Here is a 12,789-nt window from a genome sequence, read left to right on the forward strand (position 1 = left end):
CCTGTTGTAGCCGGGCAGATTCCAATTTCAAATGCAACGAAGACAATAATGGCCATGATTTGAGGAGCATGGAATGGCCCGCTCTTTTGTGCAGTTGAGTATGGACGAACGTCGCGTCATTGCGCGAATGCATGAGAAGAAGATCCGTCAGGCGGAGATCGCTCGCACCCTTCGCCCCCCACTGATCGCCGTCGCCTTCATCTCCTCGTCGAGCGCAAGGTTCAGATCAAGGATATCCGTCAGTCCGCGCGGCGCCCGCGATGCGGCTGCCTCAATGTCCATCCCGGGCAACGTCGTCTTTCGGGACCGTATCGACCAGGTTCTTCCGATGGAAGATGAAGAGCCCGGCAAGGACGATAATCGCAGAACCGATGACGATCTGCGTGTCGGGAATATCGCCGAAGAAAACGAAGCCCAGCACGATTGCCCAGACCAGCAGGCTGTATTGGAGCGGAGCAAGCAGCGAAGCTGGAGCAAGCTTCAAGGATCGGGTTATCAGCATATGGGCGCTGCCGGCGACGATGCCGAGAGCAAGCATGGCGCCGAAATCGAGCGCGGATGCGGGACGCCAGTCGCCAATGCTGAGCACCAATCCGGCAATGAGTGCACCGACCGTCTGCCACGCGACGAGGGTCGCATCCCGCGTCTGCCGCAGCCGTCGCCCGAGCACCAGAGTCAATGCGAATGCGAGGCTGCCGCCTAGGCCGAAAAGCGATGGCCAGGAAAACATTGCCGCAGAAGGTCGCAGAGCGATCAACACGCCGATAAAGCCGACGAAAACCGCCAGCCAGCGCCGCCAGCCGATCTTTTCATTGAGAAAGAAATGCGAGATCGCCGCCACATAGATGGGGCCGGCCATATAGAAGGTCATGACGTCGGCAAGCGGCAGATAGGCGACGGCGGCGTAAAAGAGAGCAACGTCGATCGTTGTCATGACGACACGCAGAAGCTGCAGCGGCGGCCGTTCGAGGCGAAAAAGCGCGTCGCTGCCCTGCCGCGCGATCATCGGCGCCAGAATAATGAACGAACCCAACGAGCGGATCACCAGAATCTGGCCGACGGAGAAGCTCGCAACCAGCCACTTGCCCATGGCATCGTTCAGCGAAAACAGGAAGTCGCCGAGAAGCATCATCAGCATGCCGGTAAGCACAAGATTGCCGCTTGTTACGGCTTTGCTCACGCGCATACTATTTTATCCTTGCGAATCCTGCGTTTCCACCACCAGGGCTTTAGCCGGTTTTGCCCCCTACCCGCAATGGCATTCATCGCCAGTAGTTCATCGCGAAAAATCCATTGTCTTGCACTATGTAAGCGCTGCGCACTTCTCGGACACGCGTGCTCTTCCTGTAAAACTTGAGCGGATGTTTATAAATTCGGTTATATGATAACGTTTACGTGAACAGGTGAACCAAACTCGCCAGCGAGGACGGTCGAAATGCCTATTGCTTTCATTGTTGCAGAACTACCTGCCGATATAGTCCGCTTGCCGGGTGAGAGAACATAAATGATGCAGCCGCCGGATGGATCGTCTGAGCCGACGCACCGAGATCAAGACGATGAGGATGAGCAGGTCCGCGAGCCGTTTGAATTGCTTCAAGCTCGATATCTGTCTCTCGCCGAGCGTTACGAATGGCTCGAGGCGATGATCAACTACGTGCCGGACTATATCTATGCCAAGGACAGGAACGGCCGCTTCCTTTTTGCCAACATGGCGATCGTCCTCAACAATGGCTTTACGCATGTCGACGAACTGATCGGCCTTACCGACGCCGAAATTCACCCGATGGCCGATGCCCACAAGATCGAAGAAGTCGAACAGCAGGTGATGGAGAGCGGCAAGGCCGATCTCGGCGTCGAAGAGCGGCGCCTCAAGGGCGAAGGCTGGCTCATGATGTCGCGGGTGCCGTTGCGCGATAGAAACGGCAATATCATCGGCGTCGTCGGAGCATCCCGCGATATTTCCGCCCGAAAACGGGCGGAAAAATTGATGAGCGCTCAGACGAAACTTCTGCAGGATGTGGCGCGCGGCGTTGATCTTGATGTGTTTCTCGAGGACGCCCAGACCCTTCTTGAGGGCTTGCTGAATGGCAGACAGGTCCGTTTCGTTCTCGACGGCGAGCAGACCAAGCCTCTTGCCGGCGACACCCTGGAGTTTCCTATTTTCTCTCGGGATGGTGGCCGGCATGGAGCCCTGGTGACGGTGCAAACCGATGGCGACGAGGCTGGACTTATGGAATTCTTCGCCGGCATAGCGCAGACCGTTGGAATAGCCATCGATCGCCATCGGGACATCGCTCACATCGCCTATCTGGCCGAACATGATGCGCTCACCGGCCTGCCCAACCGCATGTTGCTCGACCGCAAGCTCAGCGCCCTGCTGGAAACGGCGTCACGAAAAAGAAAGTCTCTGGCCGTTGCCTTTGTCGACCTGGACAATTTCAAGCTGGTGAACGACACCCTTGGCCACGCCGCCGGCGACGAATTGCTGACGGTGGTTGCGCAGCGCATATCGACCCATGTCGGCGCTCGCGGCATCGTTTCTCGGATTGGTGGCGACGAATTCATCATCGTTCTCGAAGAGAACTCTGAGCCGATATGCGAGAGGCTCGCGACGGTTCTGGCAGACATATCCAAGCCGATGACCGTACAAGGGGTCGAAATCCGCGTGGGCTGCAGCATTGGCGTGGCTTGCGCCGTGGAGCATGGCAAGACGGCTTCGGAACTCTTCGCGAATGCCGATATGGCGCTTTATCGTGCCAAGGAAGCGGGGCGCAATGCCATTCGCCTGTTCACGCCGGCGATGGCGGAGGAGGCCCGCAACAAGCTGACCCGTATCGAAGAATTGCGGCGCGCCGTGGAGCGGGACGAATTCGTGCTCCACTATCAGCCGCAAAAGGAAGTACGCAGCGGCAAGATCATTGGCGTCGAGGCCCTCGTCCGGTGGCAGCATCCTGCCGAAGGCTTGCTGCTTCCAGGCGCCTTCATTCCGCTTGCCGAGGAGACCGGGCTCATCGTCGCGCTCGGCGAAATCGTTCTGCGCAGAGCCTGTCAGCAAGCGCGGCTGTGGCAGGATCGCGGCCTGCCCGCATTGCGTATGGGCGTCAACGTATCAGCCCGGCAGTTCCTGGAAAGTTCGCTGACGAACCAGGTCGCATCGGCATTGCAATCCGCTCATCTCGATCCGCAATGGCTCGAGCTCGAATTGACGGAAAGCTTGATCATGCGTGACATCGAAGGAGCCATCGAGCGGATGCAAGAACTAAAGAAGCTGGGAGTCAGCCTCGCGATGGACGATTTCGGCACAGGATATTCAAGCCTGAGCACCCTCAGGCGCTTTCCACTTTCCCGGTTGAAGATCGATAGATCGTTCATCGCCGATATTCCGGAAAAGCCCGGCGATATGGCCATTACCTCCGCCATCGTATCGCTTGGCAGAACACTTGATCTGGAAGTCGTAGCGGAAGGCGTCGAGACCGAGGAGCAGGCCCGTTTTCTGGAAGGCGCCGGATGCGAATTGCTTCAGGGCTATCTGTTCGCCCGGCCCCTTCCCTCCTCCGAAATCGAAAGCCTGATTGCCGGAACCGCTGCGAAAGCAGTGTAGATATTCGCCCGAGAGGGGCTTGATGCTTGCCGCATGCGGACGCGTCTCAAGGAAATGTCACGATCTCTATCCAGTTCGCACCGGCATTGACCGGATATCGCCCCACCAGGCCGAGACCGCCATCGGCCTGGTCGAGACCGCCATCGGCCTGGTCGATGGCATAGACCGACAGCCTATCGGACTTCTCGCCGGATGCGACAAGAAACCGGCCCGATGGATCGATGCGGATACCGCGCGGCTGCTGCTCGGTCGGATAGTTTGTGATGTAGGTCAGTCGTCCACTGCCTGCGTCGACGCGGAAGAGTGCAATCCGGCTGGTGGTTCTCTCCGTCGTATAAAGAAATTTGCCGTTCGGTGTGATGCCGATATCTGCGGCCCAGACCTTCGGCTTGCCGTTGTCGGCGACGGCCGGCGCAGGCGCACCGGATATCGCCGGACCAGGCGGCGCGACGCCCGGTGACAGTCCGGCAATCTCAGGAACGGAAGCAACACTTTCGATCTCGCTCAAGGTGCCGGTATTGGTATCGAGCGCATAGTGGATGACATGGCCGGTCAGTTCGGTCAGGACGTACACCGCCTTGTTATCGGGGGAGATGGCGATGTGCCGCGGACCAAAGCCGGCGCCAGTCTCAACCTGCATAGGATCGTTCGGCTTCAGTATCCCGGTCTCGGCGTCGAGAGTGAATTGCTGCACAGCATCGGAGCCGAGATTGGTGACAAAGACATATTTGCCTGTCCGGTCACTGACGATCGAATGGGCATTGCGCCCGGTTGCGATCACTTGCTGTGCCTGCGCGGTGACCAGCCCGTTCTTGTCAATCAGCAGCACGGCGATTTTGCTGCCGCCATAGGAAGCAACGAATAGAAGCCCACCTGTCGGATCGAGGGAGATGTAGGCCATGCTGTCGGGCAGAGCGGCGACGGCCTCCTGCCTTAGCCTGCCGCTTTCGGGGTCAATCGTCAGCGTCAGTACCCGGTAAGGCTGCTCGCGAATGACGGCATAGAGATGCCGCCGGTCCGGACTGACGGCCATCGGCATCACCATCGGGCCAACATCAACGCTGGATATTGGCGTGAGCGTGCCCGTCGCCCCATCCATCCTGTATGCATCGATCGTTCCGGCAACTGCCGCCGAGACATAGACGAATGCGCGAGACACACTGGAAGACGTCTGAACCACTAATCACCTCGCCCGAGCATCGAGCGTAACCGCCGACGATCGCTAATATCATATGACATAATATGACCATGGCAATGTGTCGAGCATTATTGCGCCTGCAGTTCAGCCAAAAGACGATAGCGCCGCTGGCTCGCCAGCATGTGTGCTCGCATCGCCTGACGCGCTCGCTCCGGGTCTTGATCGGCGATCGCCGTCAGGATTTCCGCATGCTCGGCATGGACCTTCTCCAAATAGGCGCGATCATTCGCTTCAGGCAATGTCGGAAACTGTCCGCGCGGAATGGTCCTGGCGCCGAAATGCCGGAGCACATCGACATAGAAGCGGTTGTTCGTAGCAGCCGCTATCGCCATGTGGAATTCATAATCCGCTTCGACGGTCGATAGCCCCTGCTCCATCAGCAGTGCCATCTTGCGGTTGGCGGCCGCAATTGCTGCCTCCTGTTCAGCCGTTCTGCGATAGGCGGCGATTGCCGCCGCCTCGCCTTCCGCAGCCATGCGGAATTCCAGCAGTTCCAGCGTCTCGGGGATGCTTTTGACCTCGACAGGCGTCAGTAGCAGGCCGGATCGCACCGACGTTTCGGAAACGAATACCCCCTTGCCCTGAACGGGCTTGACGAGGCCTGCGGCACGAAGATCGGCAATCGCCTCACGCACCACGGTACGGCTGACATCGAAGGCCGCTTCCAGCTGCGGTTCCGTCGGAAGCTGGTCGCCTGCCTGAAGCTTGCCGGACTCGATCTGCGTGCGCAATTCATCGATGACCCTTTGTGCCAGCCTTTGCCGTGCCCGGGCAGTTGTCGTCATTCTCGATCCCCGATTCCGGCTGCTCATCCGCAGCGCTTCATATAATCAGCGTTAGGTCATAATACGAATAGTCTTAACATGGGACGCATCGAATGCAATCGGGGCAGGTAAGGCAATTAGATTTCCCAGTCGGAGGTATATGCTCTGGCTCTCAAGCCCGATGACAACTCCAGCTTGACCTCGATCGTTTTCTTCAGCCGTGCCGCAAGAGCGTCGGAAAGGGTGGCGCCATCGATCCAATCCCTCTCCGTGGCATAGACGACATAGGGATTGATCACGCATTTGAAATCGAGCATCAGCGACATGGCGAGACTGCCATATGCCATATAGCTATGCGGGAGCCCACCGGAACAGACGAAGGTGACGATTTGGTCGAACCAGGCCGATTTTCGTCCGCCCTCGCCCGTCGCACCGGTAAGCTCGATCAGGCTCTTGGCAGCGCTGCCGACCGACCAATTGTAAATGGGCACAGCAAGCAGCACACCATCCGCATCGCGAATTGCACGATACAGCCTGTCGTAGGAAGGATGCTGATAGCAGTTCAAGTTGTCGAATACAGGCAGCTCGAGATCCTGAAGATCGATAAACTCAACCTCAGCCCCTCTCTCCCGCAATAGATTTTCTGCCTCACGGCCCATGCGGCGGCTCCGGCTTTCCGGATCCATGCTGCAGGAGAGAATGGTGATTTTCGATGGATGCATCTCTGCCTGCTCCGCTGCCAGAGGCACTACGTGAAACCGCTCTGTATCTTAGGATTAAGCGGATTCTCCCCGTCCACAACGAATTTTTTTCTGTGCAATCGCTGCAGTCCATCGATGCCGCCTACACCGCATCCCGTCAAAACGGCATTTTATCAAGCCGACCCATTTGCCGCATCCGCACTAAATAATCCATTTTATTACAAATACGTACCGAGCCATCCTCAAGTGAATTCTCCTCGTGATGGTAACTACCGTATCCGCAATCGCATGATTTCCGCATAACCATATTGACATTTGTCGAAAGCATTTCGAATATTGTCAAACGATAGCAAGCAACCTCCGACGGTGACGTCGTGACTCGCTACGGCATCCGGAATGGGGAGAGGAAAGTGGAATTCCTGCTTGAAGTAGAGGGGCTAAAGAAGTCCTTTGGCGGCGTCGCTGCATTGCGCGATGGGCGCTTTCAGCTGCGTCCCGGCTCCGTCCACGCCTTGTGCGGCGGCAACGGTGCGGGCAAGTCGACGTTCCTCAAGATCCTGATGGGCATTCACAAGCGCGATGCCGGCTCCATTCGCCGCCGCGGCAAGGATGTGGACTACGCAAGCCCTGCCGAAGCGCTGGCCGCTGGCATTGCCATCATCGAGCAGGAGCTCAGCCCCATCCCGCACATGACGGTTGCGGAGAACATCTATCTCGGCCGCGAGCCATCGGCGCGCTTTGGCGGCATCGATTTCAAGACAATGAATCGTAATGCGCAAGCGCTCCTCGACCGGCTGCAGTTCAATATCCGCGCCACGCAATTCATGATGAACCTCTCGGTCGCGCAAGTTCAGCTGGTCGAGATCGCCAAGGCGCTCAGCCACGATGCCGAAGTGATCTTCATGGACGAGCCCACCTCGGCGATCGGCGAGAAGGAAGCGCAGCAGCTGTTTGCGACCATCGAGCGGCTGAAGGCTGAAGGCAAAGGCGTTGTCTACGTCTCGCACCGCCTGTCCGAAATCTTCCAGATCGCCGATTCCTACACGGCCTTTCGGGATGGGTCCTATGTCGGCAGCGGCGCGCTTGCCGATATCGACCGGCCGGGCCTCATCCGCCTGATCGTCGGCCGCGAACTTGGCGAGGAATACATCAAGACCAATGTGCCGACAGCAACGCCGGGGCTGGAAGTCGCCGGCCTCACCGCAGAAGGCAAGGTCAGCGACATCTCGTTTACCGCTCACAAGGGGGAGATTTTCGGCATTTATGGCCTGATGGGATCCGGCCGGACCGAGATCTTCAACTGCATCTTCGGCGTCGATGCCGTCAGCAGCGGCCAGATCAAGCTTGCCGGTGAGCCCATAACCGTACGCAAACCGGCCGAAGCCATGCAGCATGGCATCGCCTTCGTCACCGAAGATCGCAAGCTGACCGGCCTCAACCTGATCGATAGCGTTCGCAACAACATCTGCCTTGCGAGCCTGCCCGAAATGAGCCCGCATTTTTCGATGGATCGCCGGGCCGAGGCCAGTGCCAGCCGGGACATGATCCAGCGCTTCGGCATCAAGACGGCGCGTGACAGCATGCCCGTCTCCGGCCTTTCCGGCGGCAATCAGCAGAAGGTCGTTCTCGGCAAGTGGTTCCTGCGCAGGCCGAAAGTGCTGCTGCTCGACGAGCCGACGCGCGGTGTCGATGTCGGCGCCAAGCGTGAGATCTATCGCATCATCTGCGATTTCGCCGCCGAAGGCGGCACCGTGATCATGATCTCGTCCGAAATAGACGAGGTTCTCGGCATGTCGGACCGCATCCTGGTGATGCGCCAGGGACGCTCCGCCGGAATTCTCAAGAGGGAGGAGGCCGACGCGCAATCGCTCGTCCATCTGTCGACCTGAATGCGGCAGACCACGAAGCGCAAAAGAACGCGTCCGGCAACAAGAGGTATTTGCAATGTCCGCCACTGACAACAATCCGTCCAATTCCTGGTTCGGCTCGGACCGGCGCCGATTGATCATTCAGGAATACGGGATCTTTCTCGCTTTCCTGCTGCTCGCTGCTGTCCTCTCATTCTCGAATGAGTATTTTCTGACGGCCGGCAATATTTCCAACGTGCTGCTACAGACTTCGATCAACGGCGTGCTGGCGATCGGCATGACATTTGTCATCCTGACCCGCGGTATCGATCTCTCCGTCGGCTCCGTGGTTGCACTGACCGGCATCGTCAGCGCGAGCTTCGTAACGACCTCGGCGACAGCCGGCATCGTCGGTGCGCCCTACCCGCCCTATGTGGCGCTCGCCGTCGGCCTGCTCGTCGGTGTCGCCTGCGGTGCCGTGGTCGGCCTCATCGTCTCGCGCTTTGCCGTTCCCGCTTTCGTCGCGACGCTCGGCATGCTCTCTGCCGCGCGCGGCCTGACGCTGATCTATGGCGGCGGCAAGCCGGTTCCGGCTCTCACCCCTGATTTTCGCTGGATCGGTACCGGCAGCGTGCTCTCCGTCCCAATGCCGGTTATCCTGCTTGCCATTGTCTTCATAATCGCGTGGTGGGTCCTGAACCGTACCCGCTTCGGCCGCTATATCTATGCTGTCGGCGGCAATCCGCATGCCGCCGTTACCTCCGGTATCAACGTCAGCAAACTGCGCTTCCTCGTTTACGTCATTTCCGGCGGCCTCTCCGGTCTGGCTGGCATGATCCTTGCCGCCCGCACCGGCTCCGCCCTGCCACAGGCCGGCATCGCCTACGAGTTGGACGCGATTGCAGCCGTCGTCATTGGCGGCACCAGCCTTTCCGGCGGCGTCGGCCGCATCACGGGCACATTGATCGGCGCGCTGATCATCGGCGTCATGAACAACGGCCTCGATCTCATGGGCATCCAGTCCTACTACCAGCAGGTCCTCAAGGGCGCGCTCATCGTCGGCGCCGTCATGCTCGACCAAAAGAGAAACCTGGGCGGCTGAGCCCGAAGAACATTCCAGTGTTCGCACTCGGAAAACCAAACGGCGCGTCAAGGCGACGGCCGGACTTTCAACGGAGGAGACTTATAATGAAGAAATTATTGATTGCTCTTGCTGCAGCGACAGCAATTCTGGCGTCACCTGCCCTCGCCCAGGACAAGAAGCTGAAAATCGGCGCGGCGCCCTACGGCCTGAATGCCGAATTCATGCAGATCTGGTCGGCGGCGCTGAAGGAACACCCTGCCGTCAAGAATGGCGATGTCGATCTGACCATCTTCGACGGCCGCTATGATGCGCTCGTGCAGCAGGAGCAGGTCAACACGATGATCACGCAGAAGTTCGACGCGATCATCTTCGTGCCGATCGATATCGAAGCTGCAGCAACCGCCGTACAGGCCGCCCATGACGCCGGCATCCCCGTCGTCGGCTCGAACACCCGCGTCAATTCCGACCTGCTGACCGCCTACGTCGGTTCCGACGACACGATCTCCGGCTACATGGAAGCCAAGACCGTCCTCGACAAGATCGGCTGCAAGGGCAACGTCGTCATCCTCGAAGGCCCGATCGGTCAGTCCGCTCAGATCTCGCGCCTCGAAGGCAACAAGAAGGCGCTTGCCGAGTGCCCGAATGTGAAGGTGCTGGAAGACCAGACCGCCAACTGGTCGCGTGCCGAAGCCCAGACCCTGATGGAAAACTGGCTGACGTCTCATCCCGGCCAGATCAACGGCGTCATCGGCCAGAACGACGAGATGGCGCTCGGCGCGATCGAGGCGATCAAGGCTGCCAAACTTAACGTCAAGGACTTCGCCATTGCCGGCATTGACGGCATCACCGATGCGCTCCATGCCGTCAAGGCCGGTACGATGACCTCGATCCTGCAGGACGCCAGCGCGCAGGCCCAGGGCGCCCTCGATCTCGCAATCTTTGCCGCCAAGAAAGGCAACTACAAGCCGGAATCCAAGATCTGGGAACAGTATCCGGCCATGCCGTTCAACGATGGCCAGGACAAGAACTACAATGTCCCGTGGACCCCGGTAACGGCTGAGAACGTCGACAAGCTGCTCGAAACCCGCAAGTAAGACCAATGTGGCGGGGCGAACCATCGCCTCGCCGCACCCCGAAAACAGAGGCTTGAAAAAGATGACCGAGACATCCCCAGACATTGATTTAAACTTCCCGCTTTCAGGCAAGACGGCGCTTGTCACAGGCGGTGGCTCCGGCATCGGTGCTGCGATCGCTGCTGCATTTGCCGCCAAGGGCGCGAAGGTCGCGGTTCTCGATATCAATGTCGACATGGCGAAGGCAAAGGCATCAGAAATCGGCGGCGGCGCTGAAGCATTCGTCTGCGACGTGTCCGATCCGGCCTCGGTCAACAAGGCTGTCAGCGATGTCGTATCGCATTTCGGCACCGTCGATATCGCCGTCAACAGCGCCGGCGTCGTCTTCCTTGCTCCCGCCGAGGATCTGCCGCTCGATTATTGGGACAAGACGATCAACATCAATCTCAAGGGCACCTTCCTGGTCACACAGGCTGTCGGTCGCGCGATGATCGCCGCCGGCAAGGGCGGCAAGATCGTCAACCTCGCCTCGCAGGCCGGCACGGTCGCCATTGAAGAGCATGTCGCATACTGCGCCTCCAAGTTCGGCGTGATCGGCATGTCCAAGACCTTTGCCGCCGAATGGGGCAAACACGGCATCAACGTCAACACCATCTCGCCCACCATCGTGCTGACCGAGCTCGGCAAGAAGGCCTGGGCCGGCGAGAAAGGCGAGGCCGCCAAGAAGCGCATCCCGACGGGCCGTTTCGCCTTCCCGCAGGAGATTGCAGCCGCGGCTGTTTTCCTCTCCTCGTCCGGCGCGGACATGATCAACGGCGCCGATCTGCTGATCGACGGCGGCTACACAATTCTTTGAGCGCAAGCGCTCGACAATTTCGACAGGAGAGACCATGCAGCGGTTCATCAACAATCCCGATGAAGTCGTTGAAGATACTGTAAAAGGCTTCATCAAGGCGCATTCGGATATCGTCCGTCTGGCAGACAATCCGCGCGTCGTCGTCGCCAAGGATGCCCCGCATGCCGGCAAGGTCGGCGTGGTCACCGGCGGTGGCTCCGGCCATGAGCCGGCCTTCATCGGCTATACCGGCAAGAACATGCTGGATGCGGTCGCAGTCGGCGAGCTCTTTTCGTCGCCGACGGCCAAGAGCTTCCACGACGCCATACGTGAAGCTAACGGCGGCCGTGGTGTTATCTGCCTTTACGGCAACTATGCCGGCGACAACATGAACGTGAAGATGGCGACGAAGCTTGCCGCCAAGGACGGCATCGAAGTCGCGACCGTCGTCGCCAACGACGATGTCTGCTCGGCGCCATCGGAGGAGCGCGAGAAGCGCCGTGGTGTAGCCGGCGAAATCTTCATGTGGAAGATCGGCGGTGCCAAGGCTTCCAAGGGTGCAAGCCTTGAGGAAGTCCGTGTGACCGCGCAAAGGGCGATCGACAATTGCCGCTCCGTCGGTATCGGTCTCGGTCCCTGCACCCTGCCCGCCGTCGGTCACCCGAATTTCCGGATCGAGCCCGGCACGATGGAAGTCGGCATTGGCCATCACGGCGAACCCGGCGTTCGCGTCGAGCCGCTGAAGACTGCAGCCGAGATTGCCGAGGATATGTGCCAGATCGTGCTCGACGATCATAATCTGGCGGCCGGAACGGAGGTGGCCGTCCTCGTGTCAGGCCTCGGCGCGACACCAGTCAACGAGCTCTACATCCTCAACGACACGATCGAGACGAAGATCTCCGAACGGGGATTGAAGATCTACAAGACCTATATCGGCAACTACTTTACGTCGCTCGAAATGGTCGGCGCGACACTGACTGTGATGGCACTCGACGAGGAGCTGAAAGAGCTCCTGGACGTCGAGGTCAAGTGCACGACGCTGCTCTGAGGGGGGACGCACGCATGCAGACATTCAACAATGCAACATCGGGCGATATCGTCTTGGCGCTGGCTGACCGCATCGTCGAGAACCGCGCCTATCTCAGCGAGATCGACGGCAAGATCGGCGACGGCGACCATGGCGTCAACATGGCCAAGGGCTTCGGCATGGCCGCGGAACGCCTGAAGGGCAAGAGCCAGTCGCTGTCAGCCTCGCTCGATACGCTGGGCACGGTGCTGATGACCGAGATCGGCGGCTCCATGGGCCCGCTCTACGGCGTCATGTTCACCGAGATTGCCGAAAAGCTCGACGGCATCGATGCGATCGATAGCGCAGCCTATGGCAAGGCACTGCATGCCGGGCTCGAAGGTATCCAGTCGATCGGCTCGGCCAAGGTCGGCGACAAGACGCTTCTGGACACGCTGGTTCCGGCGATCGAGGCCTTCGATGCTGCGAACGTAGCTGGCAAGTCCTTTGCCGAGGCGCTCGAGGCATTGGTCGCCGCCGCCGAGACTGGCCGAGATTCGACGCTCAATCTTGTGGCCAAGATCGGCCGCGCTAGCCGGCTGGGCGAGCGCTCGCTCGGCGTTCTCGACGCTGGTGCGACCTCCTGCGCCATCATCCTGAAGGAACTTTCCCTCGGCGCT

General features: G+C 59.4%; 12 protein-coding genes. 7 read left to right on the forward strand and 5 right to left on the reverse strand.

The window, feature by feature from the left end; translation table 11 throughout:
* Positions 1 to 147: 147 nt before the first annotated feature.
* Together AC13RC_RS33855 and AC13RC_RS33860 are read right to left on the reverse strand one after the other, a co-directional pair.
* Positions 148 to 282, reverse strand: coding sequence for a hypothetical protein (locus tag AC13RC_RS33855; RefSeq protein WP_488559764.1), 135 nt, complete (start codon positions 280 to 282; stop codon positions 148 to 150).
* Positions 272 to 1,186, reverse strand: coding sequence for a DMT family transporter (locus AC13RC_RS33860; RefSeq protein ID WP_488559765.1), 915 nt, complete (start codon positions 1,184 to 1,186; stop codon positions 272 to 274). The genes AC13RC_RS33855 and AC13RC_RS33860 overlap by 11 nt, the downstream gene beginning before the upstream one ends.
* Positions 1,187 to 1,504: 318 nt before the next feature.
* On the opposite strand from AC13RC_RS33860, the gene AC13RC_RS33865 reads away from it, so the two are divergent.
* Positions 1,505 to 3,601: a putative bifunctional diguanylate cyclase/phosphodiesterase gene (locus AC13RC_RS33865; RefSeq protein WP_488559766.1), complete on the forward strand. Its 2,097-nt coding sequence runs from the start codon at positions 1,505 to 1,507 to the stop codon at positions 3,599 to 3,601.
* A 46-nt stretch (positions 3,602 to 3,647) separates the two neighbouring features.
* On the opposite strand, the gene AC13RC_RS33870 is transcribed toward AC13RC_RS33865, so the two are convergent.
* The 3 genes from AC13RC_RS33870 to AC13RC_RS33880 all read right to left on the reverse strand — a co-directional run bounded on the left by AC13RC_RS33870 (position 3,648) and on the right by AC13RC_RS33880 (position 6,285).
* Positions 3,648 to 4,781: a lactonase family protein gene (locus tag AC13RC_RS33870; RefSeq protein ID WP_488559767.1), complete on the reverse strand. Its 1,134-nt coding sequence runs from the start codon at positions 4,779 to 4,781 to the stop codon at positions 3,648 to 3,650.
* Between the two features lie 86 nt (positions 4,782 to 4,867).
* Entirely contained in the window at positions 4,868 to 5,584 is a 717-nt protein-coding gene (locus AC13RC_RS33875; protein ID WP_488559768.1) for a FadR/GntR family transcriptional regulator, read from the reverse strand.
* Between the two features lie 116 nt (positions 5,585 to 5,700).
* The gene (locus AC13RC_RS33880; protein WP_113332770.1) at positions 5,701 to 6,285 is read right to left on the reverse strand and encodes an NADPH-dependent FMN reductase; all 585 of its coding nucleotides are present in this window, start codon (positions 6,283 to 6,285) and stop codon (positions 5,701 to 5,703) included.
* 389 nt (positions 6,286 to 6,674) lie between these two features.
* Here AC13RC_RS33880 and AC13RC_RS33885 point away from each other — a divergent pair, with 389 nt between their 5' ends.
* From AC13RC_RS33885 to dhaL, 6 genes are all read left to right on the forward strand, one after another.
* Complete coding sequence (locus tag AC13RC_RS33885; RefSeq protein ID WP_488559769.1) at positions 6,675 to 8,153, forward strand: sugar ABC transporter ATP-binding protein; 1,479 nt, start codon at positions 6,675 to 6,677, stop codon at positions 8,151 to 8,153.
* A 55-nt stretch (positions 8,154 to 8,208) separates the two neighbouring features.
* Positions 8,209 to 9,213, forward strand: a complete 1,005-nt coding sequence (locus AC13RC_RS33890; RefSeq protein WP_488559770.1) for an ABC transporter permease — start codon at positions 8,209 to 8,211, stop codon at positions 9,211 to 9,213.
* Between the two features lie 86 nt (positions 9,214 to 9,299).
* On the forward strand, positions 9,300 to 10,289 hold the full coding sequence (locus tag AC13RC_RS33895; protein ID WP_488559771.1) for a substrate-binding domain-containing protein: 990 nt from the start codon (positions 9,300 to 9,302) through the stop codon (positions 10,287 to 10,289).
* Positions 10,290 to 10,350: 61 nt separating this feature from the next.
* Positions 10,351 to 11,124 (forward strand): SDR family oxidoreductase, encoded by a 774-nt coding sequence (locus AC13RC_RS33900; RefSeq protein ID WP_488559772.1) that lies wholly within the window; start codon positions 10,351 to 10,353, stop codon positions 11,122 to 11,124.
* Positions 11,125 to 11,158: 34 nt separating this feature from the next.
* Positions 11,159 to 12,151 (forward strand): dihydroxyacetone kinase subunit DhaK, encoded by a 993-nt coding sequence (locus AC13RC_RS33905; protein WP_488559773.1) that lies wholly within the window; start codon positions 11,159 to 11,161, stop codon positions 12,149 to 12,151.
* 14 nt (positions 12,152 to 12,165) lie between these two features.
* On the forward strand, positions 12,166 to 12,789 hold a 624-nt coding region (gene dhaL / locus AC13RC_RS33910; protein ID WP_488559774.1), incomplete at its 3' end, for a dihydroxyacetone kinase subunit DhaL.

It is taken from the genome of Martinezella sp. CNPSo 3890, assembly GCF_057784455.1.

Excerpts from the sequence above, each read along its gene's own strand:
- AC13RC_RS33855 (WP_488559764.1), bottom strand. The coding sequence starts at position 282 with ATGGACATTGAGGCAGCCGCATCGCGGGCGCCGCGCGGACTGACGGAT.
- AC13RC_RS33860 (WP_488559765.1), bottom strand. The coding sequence starts at position 1,186 with ATGCGCGTGAGCAAAGCCGTAACAAGCGGCAATCTTGTGCTTACCGGC.
- AC13RC_RS33865 (WP_488559766.1), top strand. The coding sequence starts at position 1,505 with ATGATGCAGCCGCCGGATGGATCGTCTGAGCCGACGCACCGAGATCAA.
- AC13RC_RS33875 (WP_488559768.1), bottom strand. The coding sequence starts at position 5,584 with ATGACGACAACTGCCCGGGCACGGCAAAGGCTGGCACAAAGGGTCATC.
- AC13RC_RS33880 (WP_113332770.1), bottom strand. The coding sequence starts at position 6,285 with ATGCATCCATCGAAAATCACCATTCTCTCCTGCAGCATGGATCCGGAA.
- AC13RC_RS33890 (WP_488559770.1), top strand. The coding sequence starts at position 8,209 with ATGTCCGCCACTGACAACAATCCGTCCAATTCCTGGTTCGGCTCGGAC.
- AC13RC_RS33895 (WP_488559771.1), top strand. The coding sequence starts at position 9,300 with ATGAAGAAATTATTGATTGCTCTTGCTGCAGCGACAGCAATTCTGGCG.
- AC13RC_RS33900 (WP_488559772.1), top strand. The coding sequence starts at position 10,351 with ATGACCGAGACATCCCCAGACATTGATTTAAACTTCCCGCTTTCAGGC.
- AC13RC_RS33905 (WP_488559773.1), top strand. The coding sequence starts at position 11,159 with ATGCAGCGGTTCATCAACAATCCCGATGAAGTCGTTGAAGATACTGTA.